This window comes from Myxococcaceae bacterium JPH2 (assembly GCA_016458225.1).
GTDB lineage: Bacteria > Myxococcota > Myxococcia > Myxococcales > Myxococcaceae > Citreicoccus.
Genome location: JAEMGR010000009.1, coordinates 285,691 through 300,289, shown reverse-complemented (window position 1 = coordinate 300,289; position 14,599 = coordinate 285,691). Strand labels below are relative to the sequence as shown.

16 protein-coding genes are annotated in these 14,599 nt (G+C 69.5%); 7 read left to right on the top strand and 9 right to left on the bottom strand.

The window, feature by feature from the left end:
- Positions 1 to 248 precede the first annotated feature (248 nt).
- Positions 249 to 2,354 (top strand): elongation factor G, encoded by a 2,106-nt coding sequence (gene fusA, locus JGU66_16540; protein MBJ6762380.1) that lies wholly within the window; start codon positions 249 to 251, stop codon positions 2,352 to 2,354.
- 195 nt (positions 2,355 to 2,549) lie between these two features.
- On the top strand, positions 2,550 to 2,870 hold the full coding sequence (locus JGU66_16535) for a hypothetical protein (protein ID MBJ6762379.1): 321 nt from the start codon (positions 2,550 to 2,552) through the stop codon (positions 2,868 to 2,870).
- A gap of 14 nt (positions 2,871 to 2,884) precedes the next feature.
- Here JGU66_16535 and JGU66_16530 read toward each other — a convergent pair whose 3' ends face one another.
- The 5 genes from JGU66_16530 to JGU66_16510 form a co-directional block, all read right to left on the bottom strand.
- Positions 2,885 to 3,220: a Carotenogenesis protein CarS gene (locus tag JGU66_16530; GenBank protein ID MBJ6762378.1), complete on the bottom strand. Its 336-nt coding sequence runs from the start codon at positions 3,218 to 3,220 to the stop codon at positions 2,885 to 2,887.
- Positions 3,217 to 3,879, bottom strand: a complete 663-nt coding sequence (locus JGU66_16525; GenBank protein ID MBJ6762377.1) for a DUF1109 domain-containing protein — start codon at positions 3,877 to 3,879, stop codon at positions 3,217 to 3,219. The genes JGU66_16530 and JGU66_16525 overlap by 4 nt, the downstream gene beginning before the upstream one ends.
- Positions 3,879 to 4,418 (bottom strand): sigma-70 family RNA polymerase sigma factor, encoded by a 540-nt coding sequence (locus JGU66_16520; GenBank protein ID MBJ6762376.1) that lies wholly within the window; start codon positions 4,416 to 4,418, stop codon positions 3,879 to 3,881. The genes JGU66_16525 and JGU66_16520 overlap by 1 nt, the downstream gene beginning before the upstream one ends.
- A gap of 67 nt (positions 4,419 to 4,485) precedes the next feature.
- The gene (locus JGU66_16515) at positions 4,486 to 5,970 is read right to left on the bottom strand and encodes a M48 family metalloprotease (protein ID MBJ6762375.1); all 1,485 of its coding nucleotides are present in this window, start codon (positions 5,968 to 5,970) and stop codon (positions 4,486 to 4,488) included.
- The gene (locus JGU66_16510) at positions 5,958 to 8,081 is read right to left on the bottom strand and encodes a hypothetical protein (GenBank protein ID MBJ6762374.1); all 2,124 of its coding nucleotides are present in this window, start codon (positions 8,079 to 8,081) and stop codon (positions 5,958 to 5,960) included. The genes JGU66_16515 and JGU66_16510 overlap by 13 nt, the downstream gene beginning before the upstream one ends.
- 132 nt (positions 8,082 to 8,213) lie before the next feature.
- Here JGU66_16510 and JGU66_16505 point away from each other — a divergent pair, with 132 nt between their 5' ends.
- Both JGU66_16505 and JGU66_16500 read left to right on the top strand, forming a co-directional pair.
- Complete coding sequence (locus tag JGU66_16505; protein MBJ6762373.1) at positions 8,214 to 8,744, top strand: DUF2378 family protein; 531 nt, start codon at positions 8,214 to 8,216, stop codon at positions 8,742 to 8,744.
- 67 nt (positions 8,745 to 8,811) lie between these two features.
- On the top strand, positions 8,812 to 9,300 hold the full coding sequence (locus JGU66_16500) for a peptidylprolyl isomerase (GenBank protein ID MBJ6762372.1): 489 nt from the start codon (positions 8,812 to 8,814) through the stop codon (positions 9,298 to 9,300).
- Positions 9,301 to 9,312: 12 nt separating this feature from the next.
- Here JGU66_16500 and JGU66_16495 read toward each other — a convergent pair whose 3' ends face one another.
- The 4 genes from JGU66_16495 to JGU66_16480 all read right to left on the bottom strand — a co-directional run bounded on the left by JGU66_16495 (position 9,313) and on the right by JGU66_16480 (position 13,202).
- Positions 9,313 to 10,587: a DEAD/DEAH box helicase gene (locus tag JGU66_16495; GenBank protein ID MBJ6762371.1), complete on the bottom strand. Its 1,275-nt coding sequence runs from the start codon at positions 10,585 to 10,587 to the stop codon at positions 9,313 to 9,315.
- Between the two features lie 94 nt (positions 10,588 to 10,681).
- Positions 10,682 to 11,449: a response regulator transcription factor gene (locus JGU66_16490; GenBank protein ID MBJ6762370.1), complete on the bottom strand. Its 768-nt coding sequence runs from the start codon at positions 11,447 to 11,449 to the stop codon at positions 10,682 to 10,684.
- Positions 11,450 to 11,463: 14 nt separating this feature from the next.
- Positions 11,464 to 12,747: a sensor histidine kinase gene (locus tag JGU66_16485; GenBank protein MBJ6762369.1), complete on the bottom strand. Its 1,284-nt coding sequence runs from the start codon at positions 12,745 to 12,747 to the stop codon at positions 11,464 to 11,466.
- Positions 12,748 to 12,824: 77 nt separating this feature from the next.
- On the bottom strand, positions 12,825 to 13,202 hold the full coding sequence (locus JGU66_16480) for a hypothetical protein (protein ID MBJ6762368.1): 378 nt from the start codon (positions 13,200 to 13,202) through the stop codon (positions 12,825 to 12,827).
- A gap of 119 nt (positions 13,203 to 13,321) precedes the next feature.
- Here JGU66_16480 and JGU66_16475 point away from each other — a divergent pair, with 119 nt between their 5' ends.
- Genes JGU66_16475 through JGU66_16465 form a run of 3 tightly spaced genes read left to right on the top strand, consistent with a single transcriptional unit; the run spans position 13,322 to position 14,598 of the window.
- Positions 13,322 to 14,095, top strand: a complete 774-nt coding sequence (locus tag JGU66_16475; protein ID MBJ6762367.1) for a HesA/MoeB/ThiF family protein — start codon at positions 13,322 to 13,324, stop codon at positions 14,093 to 14,095.
- Positions 14,083 to 14,322, top strand: coding sequence for a sulfurtransferase TusA family protein (locus JGU66_16470; protein MBJ6762366.1), 240 nt, complete (start codon positions 14,083 to 14,085; stop codon positions 14,320 to 14,322). Before JGU66_16475 ends, JGU66_16470 begins: the two co-directional genes overlap by 13 nt.
- Before the next feature lie 3 nt (positions 14,323 to 14,325).
- Positions 14,326 to 14,598: a MoaD/ThiS family protein gene (locus JGU66_16465; protein ID MBJ6762365.1), complete on the top strand. Its 273-nt coding sequence runs from the start codon at positions 14,326 to 14,328 to the stop codon at positions 14,596 to 14,598.
- Position 14,599 lies beyond the last annotated feature (1 nt).

Here is a 14,599-nt window from a genome sequence, read left to right as displayed (position 1 = left end):
GCGTGTGTGTGGGTCCCCGTCACGAGGTTCTGCTCGACATTTGAGTGGGCGGACCGGGCTTTCCGGCGCGCGGGTTGGCTGGTTGCCGCGTGCTGGGAGGGCAGGTTCCGCCTGACTCCTCTGTCTCGTCGTGTGTCCGAAGGCCGGGCGTCGTGCGCCCAGGCTCCGGCGACACGGCCCTCCATTCCAACCAGTGACGCGGCATCCCCCGCGGGCGCGCTCGTGCCCGACGGGAACGGGGAACCTCCATGTCCCGCAGCACTCGAATCGATCGCTATCGCAACATTGGCATCATGGCCCACATCGACGCGGGCAAGACGACGCTCACCGAGCGCGTCCTCTACTTCACCGGACGCATCCGCTCCACGGGCGAGGTGCACGACGGCTCCACCGAGATGGATTGGATGGACCAGGAGAAGAAGCGCGGCATCACCATCACCTCCGCGGCGACCACGGCGTTCTGGAAGCCTCGGCACGGCGCGGGCGCGGGCATCCCTCACCGCATCAACATCCTCGACACGCCGGGGCACGTGGACTTCACCATCGAGGTGGAGCGCTCCTTGCGAGTGCTCGACGGCGCGGTGGCGGTGTTCGACGCGAGCCAGGGCGTGGAGCCTCAATCGGAGACAGTGTGGAGACAGGCGGACCGGCACGGCGTGCCTCGCATCGCGTTCATCAACAAGATGGACAAGGTGGGCGCCGACTTCGCCATGAGCCTGGGCTCGCTGCGTGAGCGCCTGGGGGCGAACGCCGTGGCCGTGCAGCTCCCCATGGGCGAGGGCGCGGACTTCCAGGGCGTCATCGACCTCATGCGCATGCAGGCCATCTCCTTCACGGACGAGGAGGGTGGCTTCGTGGATGCGCAGCCCATCCCCGACGCCCTGCGCACGCAGGCGGAGGTGCTGCGGGCACGCCTCGTCGAGGCGTGCGCGGAGCTGGACGAGTCGCTGGTGGAGCGGTTCGTGGAAGGACGGCTGGCGGACATCTCTGCCAGCGAGCTGGAGCACGCGCTCCGCCTGGGCACGCTGCGGCGTCAGGTGGTGCCGGTGCTCTGTGGCGCGGCGTTCAAGAAGAAGGGTGTGCAGATGCTGCTGGATGCGGTCGTCAACTACCTGCCCGCGCCGTCGGATCTCCCGGCGGTGGAGGGAGTCGTCCCGGGCTCGGGCGAGCGCGTCGTGCGCGGTCCGGACGACGCGGAGCCTCCCGTGGCCCTCGTCTTCAAGCTCATGCACGACAAGGTCGTGGGGAACATCGCTTTTCTTCGCATCTACTCCGGTTCGCTCGGCGCGGGGACGTCCCTGCTCAACGGGCGGACCCAACGCCGCGAGCGCGTGGGACGCCTCATGTTCATGCATGCCAATCAGCGCGAGGAAGTGAGCGAGGTCCACGCGGGTGACCTCTGCGCGGTGCTCGGCCTGCGCGACGTGCGCACGGGCGACACGCTGTCGGACGCGCGCGCGCCCGTGGTGCTGGAGTCGTTGGAGGTTCCCGAGCCCGTGGTCCAACTCGCGGTGGAGGCACGCTCGCGAGCGGAGCAACAGAAGCTGGAGGAAGGACTGCATCGACTGGCGATGGAGGACCCCTCGCTGCGCGTGGGCGTGGATCCGGAGAGCGGGCAGGTGCTCCTGTCCGGCATGGGAGAGCTGCACCTGGAGGTGGTGGTGGACCGACTGAGGACCGAGCACGGCGTGGAAGCCAAGGTGGGCAACCCTCGGGTGGCCTGGCGAGAGACCCTGCGCGAGCCTGTTCGCCAGGAGTATCGCTACGTCCGTCAGACCGGCGGGCCGGGGCAGTTCGCGCACGTGGTGCTGGATGTGGGGCCGGCGCCCCGAGGGGCGGGACTCGTCTTCGTGGATGACACGCGCAACGGCGCGGTCCCTCGCGAGTTCGTTCCCGCCATCGAGAAGGGCGTGCGAGGCGCGATGGAGCGGGGCCTTCGAGAGGGCTTCCCGCTGGTGGACCTGGAGGTGAGGCTCGTGGATGGCTCGACGCATTTGAAGGACTCGACACCGCAGGCGTTCACGATGGCGGGCTCCCTGGCGCTCCAGGAGGCCGCGCGTCGAGCGGGCGTGCGCGTGCTGGAGCCCATCATGGCGGTGGAGGTCACCACCCCCGAGGAGTACCTGGGCGACGTGCTGGGCGACATGGGGGCTCGGCGCGGGCGCGTCACGGGCACGGAGTCCCGAGGCCCCGTGCGCGTGGTCTCCGCGCGCATCCCGATGGCCAGTCTGTTCGGGTACGTGAATGGCCTGCGTGGGCGGACGCAGGGGCGGGCCCAGGCGAGCATGCACCCGGGCAGCTATGACGTGGTGCCCGAGGCACTCCAGGCCTCGCTGATCGCGGCTCAGGCCTGAGCGTGAAGCGTGGCCCCCGGGAGCATGTGGCTCCCGGGGGCGACTCTTTGGCGAGTGCTGCAATCCGGGATTGAGTGGGGCCTGTCTCGGGGTTATCTCTGCGGCTGTCCGGCACACCCATGAGGGGGCCGGGCCCGGACGAGGTGCGCCGTACCCGGTTAGGACAAGACGACGCATGCACGGGAGTCATGCGCCATGTCGTGGATCCTTCTCGTCGTCGCGGGTCTTCTTGAGGTGTGCTGGGCCGTGGGGCTCAAGTACACCGAGGGCTTCACCCGTCCCTTGCCCAGCCTGCTGACGGGCATCGCCATCGTCTCCAGCATGCTGCTGCTGTCCATCGCGGCCCGAACGCTTCCCATCGGGACGGCCTATGCCGTCTGGGTGGGGATTGGCGCGTTGGGCGCGGCGGCGCTGGGCGTGGTGCTCTTCCATGAGCCCATCACGCTGCCTCGGATGCTCTTCCTGGGGATGCTGCTGGTCTCCATCATTGGTCTGAAGGCCACCTCGGGACACTGAGGCGGCGCGCGAGTTCAGGGCACGCGGGCCTGCCGCTCTCGGCGGGCTCCGCGTGTGGACTCGCGCAGCTCGGTCAGGTTGCGGCGCACCCACTCGGGTGCCAGCTCCAGCTCCTCGGCGAAGAACAGGTCGTCACCGAGTCCTCGCACGCGGACCTGGATGAGTGGATCCGCTGGGAATTGTCGGGCCGGATCGTCGTAGACGAGGCCCGTCACGATTCCCAGCCGCCCCAGGAAGCGCTGGGCGATGGGGTCATCCGGAGTCGCTCCGACAATCTTCACCGTCGCGCCCAGGTGCACGGGGGCGCCGTCCACGTCCTCGTTCAGGATGAGGGAGCCATTGTGTTTCATGGTGCGTAGGACCTGGGTTTGAGCAGGGAAGACAGCGCGACCGAGGCGAGCGCCACGAGGCCCCAGGCGAGCAGGTGCCAGACGGCCACGTGATGCCAGTCTTGCTGACACGCAAGCTCGCCCACGCAGGCACCTGTCGTGCCCACGGCGAGTCCGGCGGCGAGCGCGCGACGTGGGTCGAACGCCGTGCCGCGAAGCGCGATGAGCATCCACGCAAGCGGCCCCATCGCGGCGGCCACATGGCTCGCGGTGCAGACCCAGCCGGGTAGCTCGGACGCCTCGGGGGGCGTCCCTCGCGCCAGCACGAGCACGGTGGCGGTGACCCAGGCCAGGCCCAGGCTCCAGCGCCGCACGCTCCGACCTCGCGGCACCAGCGCGCTCCAGGCGCACAGGGCACAGGTGAGCAGCAGCAACCCGAGCAGGGGCGCACGGCCGAGCATCACGCCCACCGAGGACTGACCCACGGCGAGGAGCACGGCCGCGACCGCGAACACCAGGCCGACACTGATTCCGACCGCGACCCAGGCCTGCTTGCGCCAGCTCGTGGCGCGCGGCGCGACGGCGAGTTCGTGGCGCGCGGAGTCGAGCGCGCGCTGCAACGCCTCGGGGCTCGGGCTGGCCGGGTCACGAGAGAGGAGGGTGTCGAGAGACGGTCGCATCAGACGGTCTCCATTTCACCGAGCAGCGATCGCAGGCGCTCGTAACCCCGATGCGCCCGCAGGCGGGCCGCGCCAGCGCTGATGCCGCGCAGCTCGGCGATCTCCTCGAAGGACCAGCCTTCGATCTTGCTAAGGACCACGGCCTCGCGCTGCTCGGGAGGAAGCTGCTGGAGGGCGTCCTCAAGCTGATGCCGTACCTCCCATGCGTCCGAGCTGTCCGCGGGGGTTCCGGGGCCCCGGGGCCGCTCCTGCACGTACGCGTGGACGTGCCGCTGATGCTTCAGTGCGTCCCGGGCCGCGTTCGCCGCGATGGTCAACAGCCACGGAGCGAAGCGCGTGCCCGGCTCGAAGCGGCCTCGGGCTCGGATGACCGACAGGAACGTCGTCTGGAGCAGGTCCTCCGCGAGCGGCCCGTCCCGCACCATGCGGGCCAGGAAGCCGTGCACGCGGCGCGAGTGCCGCGCGAACAGCACCTCGAACGCATCGAGCTGGCCGGCGCGGAACTCTTCCATGAGTGCTTCGTCCGAGGGGCTCCCCATCACCTCTCACCCGGACGACTCACGCCGGATTCTGTTTCCACCCAACACGAATTTCCCGTCGATTCCCTCAACCCGTGGGAATGACTGGCTTCTCCTCCTCGGGGTTGGGCGGACCCAGGCTCTGGCACCAGGCCATATAGTCATCCACCGGAAACTGGCCCGTGGCGACGCCCTCCACCATGTCCAGTGGCTCCACCTCCTCGTTCTCGCGAAAGAAGCGCAGGTGTGTGCCAGGCCGCAGCTCGGGGCGAAAGCCGCGCAGCTCCAGGCTCGTAGCCAACCAGTCTCCGAGCAGCACCTTCGCCCGCTGACGCTTGGCCTCGGGGGACAGCAAGTCCAGGCCCGTGGGGCGCAGGCGGTCCCACAGCTTGCCGCCTTCCGCGAGCAACTGAGGGAGCGCCTCCGGCGGTGTGGCGCGGGGATTCAGCGAGGTCTCCGCGAGCTGCCGCGTCATGCGGGGCAACAGGACCTTCGGCGCGATGTCTTCCCAGGGCATCGTGTGCAGCTCGCCTCGGGTGAAGCGCGCGAACCACGCGTCCTCTGCCTGCTGCTCTCCGCCGAGCAACTCCAGGCATCCAGGTCCCGGTTGGATGTCCGCGCTGCCCTTCGCGCCGAGGGCTTGCAGCCGCGCGTCGAGTGGCGGATGCGAGTCCCAGGGCGAGGGCTCCTGCTGCTCTGCCTCCGCCAAGGCCTTCTCGGTGGACTCCCGTCGCCGCGCCTCCTGGAGGAAGCGACGGAAGCCCTCCAGCACGGGCATGCGGACGCTCTTCTCGATGAGCGGGACGACGTCCTCGTCCAGATAGACGCGCCACGCGGGGCCATACGCATGCACCTTGCGGAGCGCGCGCGCGCTGGAGGCGGAGCCACAGGTGGCCGAGGACAGCGCGTCCGCGGCCAGTTCCTGTTGACGCGACACCGAAGCGGACACGCGCAGGAAGAGCTTGCCGTAGGCGCGGAAGGGCACGTCGAGGAAGAAGGCCGAGTCGTCCAGCGACTCCACCGCCGAGCCGATGGCCAGACGCGTGCGATACACCCACGGACCCAATCGCAGGTCGCCGCCCACGTGGTGCCCGTACTCGTGGGCGAGCACCGCCGCCAGCTCATCGCGCGACAGCAGGGCGAACAGGGGCAGGCCAATGCCCACCACCGGCTCGCGCCTCAGGCTCATCCACTTGCGCTCCATGAAGATGAACGCCGTGGCCGAGTCAGATAGCAGCACTCGAGCGGGGGCTCGCGTGCCCACCTTGCGCGCCACTTCGTTCAGCAGCGCGTGCAACTGAGGGAACTCCTCGGGTCCAAGCGGTTCGCTGCGCTGCTTCGCCGAGTCCTTGACCCAGTACCAGTCCCGGGGGCGCAGCGCCCAGAGCACCACCAGGGCGCCAACCCCCGCGAGGAATCCTCCGAGGTCCAGGCCCCGGCCATAGTTCATCTGCATCAGCGGGATGGACGCGAGCCCTCCCGCCAGCCCGAGGGCGAGGACCCAGAACCCCGCCCAGAGCGCCACGGTGAGCATCGCGCGGCGGGTGGTGCTCGGCGGACTCACAGCTCCCATGTGGCCACGGCCTCGCTCACCGGCCCCTCGAGCACGTCATCGTGCCGGGCCTGTTCGAGGAGCTGCTTGCGCTCCGCGCTCGAGATGTTCTTGGCGCGCGAGCGCACGACGCACGCCGCGGCTCGCACCTCCGGCTCCACGGACAGCGTGTCCATGGGAACGTCCTCGCCCAGCATGAACCGTCGCAGCGTGGCGACTTCCGTGATTCGCGCACGCAGCACCGTGCCCAGGGTCTTCTCCAGGGGCTCGGCGCCCGTGCGGGCGGACTCGCCATACGCGAGCGCCAAGGGGCCGGGGCCGAGCAAGAACATCTTCGCGGTCGTCAGCTTCGCCATGTGCTGGAGCGCCTTCTCGGGGTCCTTGCCAATCATGCGCGCCACATCGATGTCCGCGGTGCTGGGGGCACCGCTCAAGGACAAGCCCGCTCGGGCCCGCAGGGGCCAGAGCTTCGCTCCGTCGTTGGTCTCCGCCTCGAGGCGCAGGATGAGCTTGTCGGGCTGCTGCAGGCGCTCCGACTTCGTCAGCCGGCCATACAGCTCCGCCATGCGCATCTGCTCGTGGGTGTCCTTGCTGGCCTCGAAGGCGTCGTTGACCATGGCGATCGCCTGCTTCTTGCGCCCAGTCGCGGCGAGCGCCATCACCTCGGCGGACAGCACCTCGTTGGCGCTCTCTGCATCCAGGCTCCGCAGGTGCTCCCAGGCCTGGTGCGTGCCTTCCCAGTCGGTGCTGTCCCAGCGCGAGTGGAGGACGGACCGGGCAATCTGGATGTCCGAGGGGAAGCGCGCCGCCAGCTTCTCCATGATGGGGCGATCCGCAGGGGCCTTCACCAACCGCGCGGAGAGGTATTGCGCGAGGGGCGAGTCTGGCTCGGCCTGGGCACGCTGCTGATACTCCGCTTGGAGCTCCGCGTCCTTGCCCAAGGCGCGCGCCGTCCACTGGTACGCGCGATGAAGGTCAGCGCTGTCCGGATTCGCGACGAGGGCGAGCTTCGCCATCCGGTAGCCCTCCGCGGGCTGGGCGACGCCAGCCACTGAGATGGCATCCAGCGCGGGCTCCAGGGCCCATCCCGCCAGCCGCGCTTGGGCCTCCAGGAAGGGCAGGGTGTCTTGCATCCGATCCTTGCTCACGAGCCAGCTACGGCAGGCCGTGAGGGGCGGCGTGTCGGACGTGGATGGGGGCACGCCGATGAACGTGCGGTACACCACGACCTGCGAGGACGACATGCTGACGCTCGAAGGTGGGTCCTGGAACAGGTCGTCCACGTCTCCCACCTCAAAGGTCTTCTTGCCGCAGTAGACCTCGGCGGGTTCCTTGTCGGTGGGGCTGCCCGAGTCCTTTCGGTACTCGACCCGCTCTCGGAACACGGGGAACGCCCCCGCGATGTTCCAGACCACCAGGTCCACGTTCGAGTGGATGTCGAACGCGACGGTGTCCACCTCGATGCCCTTCGTGCTGGCCGCGCGTCCTTCCTGGTGCCCGGTCCGCACGGTGAGCTTGGCCTTGGTGTGCTCGGGGATCTCCGCCGTCACACCTCCGAGCGTGACGGAAAGGGGCTCGTTGAAGGCATTGAAGACATACACGTCCTGGTAGCGCGAGTCGTGCAGGGCCTTGAACGCGCCCATCGCCACGAGCGCGATGACGCCCAGCGCCACGGTCCGCGAGTACAGCCACGACAGCGTCCCGAGTGGAACGCGCGCGAAGATGCTCCAGGAGCGGCCTCGGAATCCGCCCGAGTCATTGCTGCGCACGACATAGGCGCCCAGCGGGAGGAGCGGGATGATGAAGAAGAACACCAGCGCGTGCACCGCGATGGAGGTCCCATCGCTGTCATCCTTGTCCGAGTCACCCACGAAGCTGGTGCCAAAGCCATTCATGGTGAACAGCGAGGGCGTGCCGCTCAAAGGCTTCGCGAACAGGCGACGGCGGTCGAGCAAGGCATTGATCGTGTCGCGATGGGAGCGCAGCTTCCCCAGCCACTTCGCCCAGCGCAGGGCGCGATAGACTTTGAAGGGATCTCCACCCTCCACCGCTCGGCGGATGCGCTCGTCCTCGCACAACTCTCGCAGCTCGGGGATGCGCTCCAACAACCCCGCCGGATCCGAAATCACCATGTGTCCTCCAAAAACTCCCGGCGAAAGCATAGGAGCAATCCCGCGCATCTGGGGAGAGGGCCCTGTCCACTGGCCGCCGCGCCTGCAATGTGAGGCTTGCCCAAGGGATTCCTGTTTCCCTAGGTTCGCGGCATGCCGAGTGAAGTCATCGTCCAGTCCACGCTCTTCGAGGCCCTGGTGCGCAGCACGCGGGTCGATGCGCTCATGAAGTCCCGATTGAACGAGGCGGGCTACGACGTGGACCGTCCCCGCGCCAGCTACCCGGCCTCGGTGTTCCTCGCCTGCCAGGAGGTGGTGCTGAGCGTGTCGTATGCGGGGCGTCCCCGGAACGAGGCGCTCCGGCAGATGGGGCGGGACCTGGTCCGGAGCTACTTCGACACCCTGGTGGGCAAGGTGGTGGGCGTGGCGTTGTCGGTGGCGGGCCCGGAGCGCGCGATGAAGCGCGTGGCCCTGAGCTTTCGCTCGGTGTTCGAGCCGGTCAACATCCGCTCGGAGCCGTTGGGGCCGCAGGACTGGCGGGTGGAGTTCCGCGCGTACCCGTTCCCCGCCGAGAGCGCGGCGGGTACGTGCGAGGAAGCACTGCGCAAGGCGGGAGCGGCCCAGCCTCGGGTGACGCTGGAGCGCGAGGACTCGGCGGGCTTCGACCTGCGCATCCGTTGGTGAGGCCACGTTTCGAACAGCGCCGCGCATCATTCGAGCGTGCGTGGGCGTCTTGCGCTATGAGGGCCGCATGAAAATCGCCAAGGACTGTGTTGTCTCCATCGAGTATCGGATGCACCTGGGAGACGGAAACGTGGTGGACGAGAGCGAGCCGGGTGAGCCGCTCGAGTACCTCCAGGGCTACGAGGAGATCGTCCCGGGTCTGGAGAAGGTTCTGGAGGGGAAGCAGGCTGGAGAGTCCCTGAAAGTTGTCGTCGGTCCCGACGAGGGCTACGGCGACTACGATCCCGAGGGCGTCGAGGAGGTTCCGCGCTCCGAGTTCCCCGAGGACCTGGAGATTCAGGCGGGCGGCGTGCTGAGCGCCACGGACCCGGACGGGGACGAAGTGGACTTCCTGGTGAAGGAGGTTCGCAAGGACTCGGTGCTGGTGGACTTCAACCACCCGCTCGCGGGCAAGACGCTGCACTTCGAGGTCACGGTCAAGGGCGTGCGCGCCGCGACGGCCGAGGAGCTGGAGCACGGCCATGCCCACGGTGAGGACGGGCACGGCCACGACTGATGGGGCGGGCGCTCAGCGCCCGTGAGGAGTGCCCGGGCCGCCCTTGCGATGGGAACGCGCATGGCGCCCGGGCTCCTGGTTCTGGGGCCGGTTGGAGACCCCATGGGACGCCTGCGGCGGGCCCGGGTCTCGCTGCCGCGCGTGGTACTGGGCCAGCTCCGCCACGAAGATGGGGTCCTCCCGGGGCACGTCGGCGCGGGGGATGGCCTGCCGGATGATGCGCTCGATGTCCCGCACCCCATGCGCGTCGCGCGGGGTGGCGAACATCGAGGCCTTGCCACTGGCGCCAGCGCGAGCGGTTCGCCCGATGCGGTGGACGTAGTCCTCGGGCGCGTGCGGCACGTCCATGCTGATGACGTGGCCAATGTCATCCACGTCCAGGCCGCGCGCGGCGATGTCCGTGGCGACGAGCGCGCGGTACTGCCCTCGGCGGAAGCCCTCCAGCGCCTGCTTGCGCTGGGCCTGGGTGCGGCCCGCGTGGAGCGCCGCGGACTTGATGCCGGCGCGGGCCAGCCCCTCGCGCACCTTGTCCGCGCGCATCTGCGTGCGCACGAAGACGAGCGCGCTCAACTGATCCTCGGCGAGCAGCGAGATGAGCAGGGGGAGCTTCTCCTCGGGCTCCAGCGTGTAGAGGGCCTGGGCGGCGAGGGGCGCGGGCGTGCCGCTCCGAGTCACCTCCACGCGCACGGGCTTGTGCATGTGCTGCTGCGCGAAGCGGGTGACGTCCGCGCCGAGCGTGGCGGAGAACAACAGCGTCTGTCGCTCGCGGTGGAGCGCGCCGAGCAGCTCGTTGATCTGCGGCAGGAAGCCCATGTCGAGCATCCGGTCCGCCTCATCCAGCACGAGCGCCCTCACGTGGGAGAGGTTGACGGCGCGCACGCGCAGCAGGTCCACGAGCCGACCCGGCGTCGCGATGATGAGGATGGGCTTGGCGCGCAGGGCCTCGACCTGGGCATTCATGTCCTCGCCGCCCACGATGAGGGCGTGCGTGACACCTCGGGGCTCACCGAAGAAGCGCGCCTCTTCGGCCACCTGCTGGGCCAGCTCGCGGGTGGGGGCCAGCACGAGGCCGAGCGTATTGCGAGCCCCAGCGAGTCGCTCCGCGAGCGGCAGCAGATACGCGGCCGTCTTGCCGGTGCCAGTGGCCGCGCAGCCGATGACGTCGCGGCCGGCGAGCGCGGGCGGAATGGCCTGGGCCTGGATGGGCGTGGGCGTGTGGTAGCGCGCACGCTTCACCGCGCCGAGGGATTCAGGGGACAGGCCAAGGGACTCGAACGGGGCGCTCACGCCCCCACGCCTCCCACGTCCCGGGCAGCGTGGGAAGCGAGAAACTCCATGGCGGTGTCCCGGGGGACGGCCCCGGGCCACCAGGCGTCGCGCGCTACACGGAGATGAGGCCCTTGCGGATGCCCTCGGTGACCGCCTCCACGCGGTTGGTGACCTCGAGCTTGCGGTAGATGTGCTCCAGGTGAGTGCGGATGGTCGCCTTGGACAGGCTGAGCAGCCGCGCGGCCTCGCTGTTGGAGACCCCCTTGGCGATGAGCTGGAGGATCTCCCGCTCGCGGTCCGACAGGGGCTTGAGCGGCGGCTCGACGTCCGAGGGGGCTCCGTTGTCGGAGGCCGGGGCTCCCGCGGGCGGCTCGCTGGCGACGGTGGGCGCGGCTCCGGGCTCGGTGGGCACGGGGCTGGCGTCCGGATCCACGCGGAAGTGACGCAGCAGGCGGCGCGCGAGGCTGGGCTGGATGACGGTGCCTCCGGCGCGCACCTCCTTGATGGCCTCGATGATCTTGTCCACCGGCGAGCCCTTCAGCAGGTAGCCCGAGGCCCCCGCCTTCACTGCCTCGAGGACTTTGTCCTCCTCGTCGAAGATGGTGAAGATGAGGATCTCGATGTGCGGGAAGCGAGCCTTCACCTCCCGCGTCACGTCGATGCCGCTCATGCGCGGCAGTCCCAGGTCGAGCAGCAGGACATCCGGCTGCAGGCGGGGGACATCCTCCAGCGCGGCCTCACCGGACAACGCGGTGCCGATGATGTCCAGCTCCGGGTGGCCCTCGAAGAGGCGGAGCTGGTTCTTGAGGATCTTCGTCTGATCCTCGACCACGAAGACGCGGATGGGCGGTGCAGGGGCGGGCGTCTGGGGGGCGTCCACGGGAACTCCGTCTTTCAGTCGAGGGTGCAGGGCAGAGAGAAGGCCACCTGCGCACCAGCGCCCGGGGCCGAGTCCACGATGAGCGAGCCGCCGAGCTTCATGGCTCGCTCGCGCATGTTCAACAATCCGTAGTGTCCGCGCGGCGTGCGGCTCGGGTCGAAGCCCTTGCCGTCATCGCGGACGATGAGGTCCACGCGCGCTTCGCCGAAGTCCAACCGCACCAGCACCTTGCGGGCCTCGGCGTGCTTCACGGCGTTGGAGAGGCACTCCTGGAGGATGCGGAAGAGCGCGAGCTGCGCGTCGGGGGGCAGCTTGCGCGTCGCGCCCGTGCGCTCGAAGCGGATGTCCAGGCCGGTGCGCTCGGTGAACGTGGTGACGTAGTCGCCCAGGCCTTGGTCCAGCTCGAAGTCCTCGCGCATCATCCGCAGGTTGCGGCGCAGCTCCTCGATGGACTCCTCGGCGGTGGCCTTCAGCTCGCGAATCTCCGAGCGCATGCCCTCGTCACCCGCGAGGTTCAGGATGTACTCGGCCTGGATGATCATCGACGAGAGCGACGCGCCCAGGCCGTCGTGAATCTCGCGCGCCAGCCGGTTGCGCTCCTCGACGACCGCCAGCTCCTTGAGGTCCCCTTGGAGCGAGACGACCTCGCGGTGCGCGGTGGCCTCGCGCTCGTTCAGGTACACGAGCACGTAGACGATGATGAAGTTGAGCGCGAGGTACCAGAGGAGCGTGAGCAGCTCCACGGCCGTCACGGAGCGGTTGAGCAGCAGATCCAGCCGGGTGGTGATGGGCAGCGCCAACAGGGGCGGCAGGATGGCCAGCGGCTTGGGGAAGAGGATGGCGAACAGCGTGGTGAAGAGGAGCTGGGTCGCCAGGAGGGGACTCTGCAAGCCGCCGCCGACCTGGGGTTTGGCGATGAGCACGACCGTGATGACCAGGTCGAAGCAGAGCGTGAGGTACGTCACCCAGCGGCCGGCGCGTGGGTGGTCGATGACGAGCAGGTTCGCGACGCTGTAGAGCAGCATCGTGAAGTAGCCCACGAAGGACAGGGGGCCGGTCAGGTCGAAGTATCCGCTCCACGCGGGCACGGCGAGGATGAGCAGGCCCAGGGTGAGGAACATCATTCGCGCGTAGAAGAGCGCGCGGGCCCTCGCCACGAAGCGGTCCTGTTCCCAGGAGGCCGCGGCCTGCTCGGCGGAGACGCTGTCGGTGAGCTTGCGCCGGTCCAGCACCTCGCGCACGCGGGCGCGCAGGTCATTGGCCGGGTTCTCCTCGCCCAGGGCGAGTTCGGGTTCCATTCGGCCTGGAGCTTACGGGAGCCAGCGGGCCTCGGGAATCCCGGGCCCGCCGCGCCGACGCTCAAAAGGGGAGGGGGCTACTTCCCGGCGTCGCCGGACGCGCAGGCCTTCTTGGCCTCGGGCTGGCGCTCGAAGACGAAGGTCAGACGGTCGCGGGACTCGCCCGTGCGCTCGTCGAACAGGGGAGTTCCCCCGGTGTACATAGTGCCGGACGGGCTGCCGAAGCGGTCCAGGTCATGGGCCGTCAGCCAGCGATCCACGCAGCTCTCCACCGCGCTGGAGCCCGAGCCCGCCTGGGTGGCGTCCGGGGAGGCGGCGTCCTTGCCGCCATGGAGCGCCTCGCGGCTTGCGCCTACGTCGGTGGCGGCGTCGGGGCTCTCGCCGGTGTTCTTGTGGCAGCCGACAGCGAGCAGCAGGGTGGTGGAAAACACGAGCGCGCCGGTCAGGTTTCTCATATGTCCTGGCTGGTGAGGGCCGCCGAGGCGGCGGTGGGAATCCGAGGCTTGCCCCGTCACGGGTCGGGACGAGGGGCCCACGCACCTTATTCGCTCGGCCCTCGCGGAGCAGCAGTCCGATGCACGGCCACGATACCGATCACCACCCCCGCATCCCCCAAGCCAGTCGCATTGAGCGCGCGCGGGTCCTGCTGATCGGCGCGGGAGGTCTGGGGTGCCCCGCCTCGCTGGCATTGGCCCAGGCGGGTGTCGGGCATCTGACGCTGGTGGATCCGGACCGGGTCGACGTGACGAACCTGCATCGCCAGCTCTGGCACCGCGCCTCGGACGTGGGGCGGCCCAAGGCCGAGTCCGCCGCGGCGGGACTCCAGCGGGCCTTCCCGAGCCTGAGCACCGAGGCCCTCGTCGAGCGCGTGGACGCGAACAGCGCCGAGGCCCTCTTCCGCGCGCACGACCTCGTCATCGACGGCACGGATGGGGTGGCGACCAAGTTCTTTCTCTCGGACGTGGCGGTGCTGACGGGCGTGCCCCTCGTCTACGGCGGCGTGCTGCGCATGCAGGGCCAGGCGATGCGCGTGGATCCAGGCGGCCCGTGCCTGCGGTGCCTCTACGAGGCGCCCCCTCCGCCAGACGCGGTGCCCACCTGCGCGCAGGCTGGCGTGCTGGGTTCGCTGGCGGGACTGGTCGGCGCCGCGCAGGCCCTGCTCGCCCTGGAGTTGCTGGCCGGGGTGGGGAGGACGCCGCGCGGGGAGGCGACGCTGCATGTCCTGGATGGCGTGCGCCTGCTGGGCCGCACGGTCCGGGTGGAGCGGGCGCCGGAGTGTCCCGGGTGCCAGGTCACGTCCGTGCCTCCTTCGCCGGACGAGCGCGAGGAGGCGGCATGTCCCCGGTGATGGCGACGTTGGACATCACGCGCGAGGTGTGCCCGATGACCTACGTGCGCACCAAGCTGAAGCTGGAATCGCTCGGAGCCGGCGCGCTGCTGGAGGTCCTGCTCCGGGGCGACGAGCCCCTGAAGAACGTGCCTCGCAACGCGCGGGACGAGGGGCACGAGGTGGTGTCCCTGACGCCTCGCGGGGACGGGACGCACGTGCTGGTGCTGCGCAAGCAGGGAAGGTGAGTCATGGCGACCGTTCGGATTCCCACGCCCATGCGCGCGCTGACGCGCAACCAGGCCGAGGTGCTCGCCCCCGGGGCCACGGTGCGCGAGGTGCTGCGCGAACTGGACGCGCGCTATCCCGGGCTCGGGGCGCGGGTGCTCGACGAGCGCGGCGCGATGCGGCGCTATGTGAACGTCTTCCTCAACGAGGAGGACATCCGGTTCATGCAGTCGCTGGACACGCCCGTGGCGGACTCGGACCGGCTCACGCTCGTGCCGGCGATGGCAGGCGGGTGAG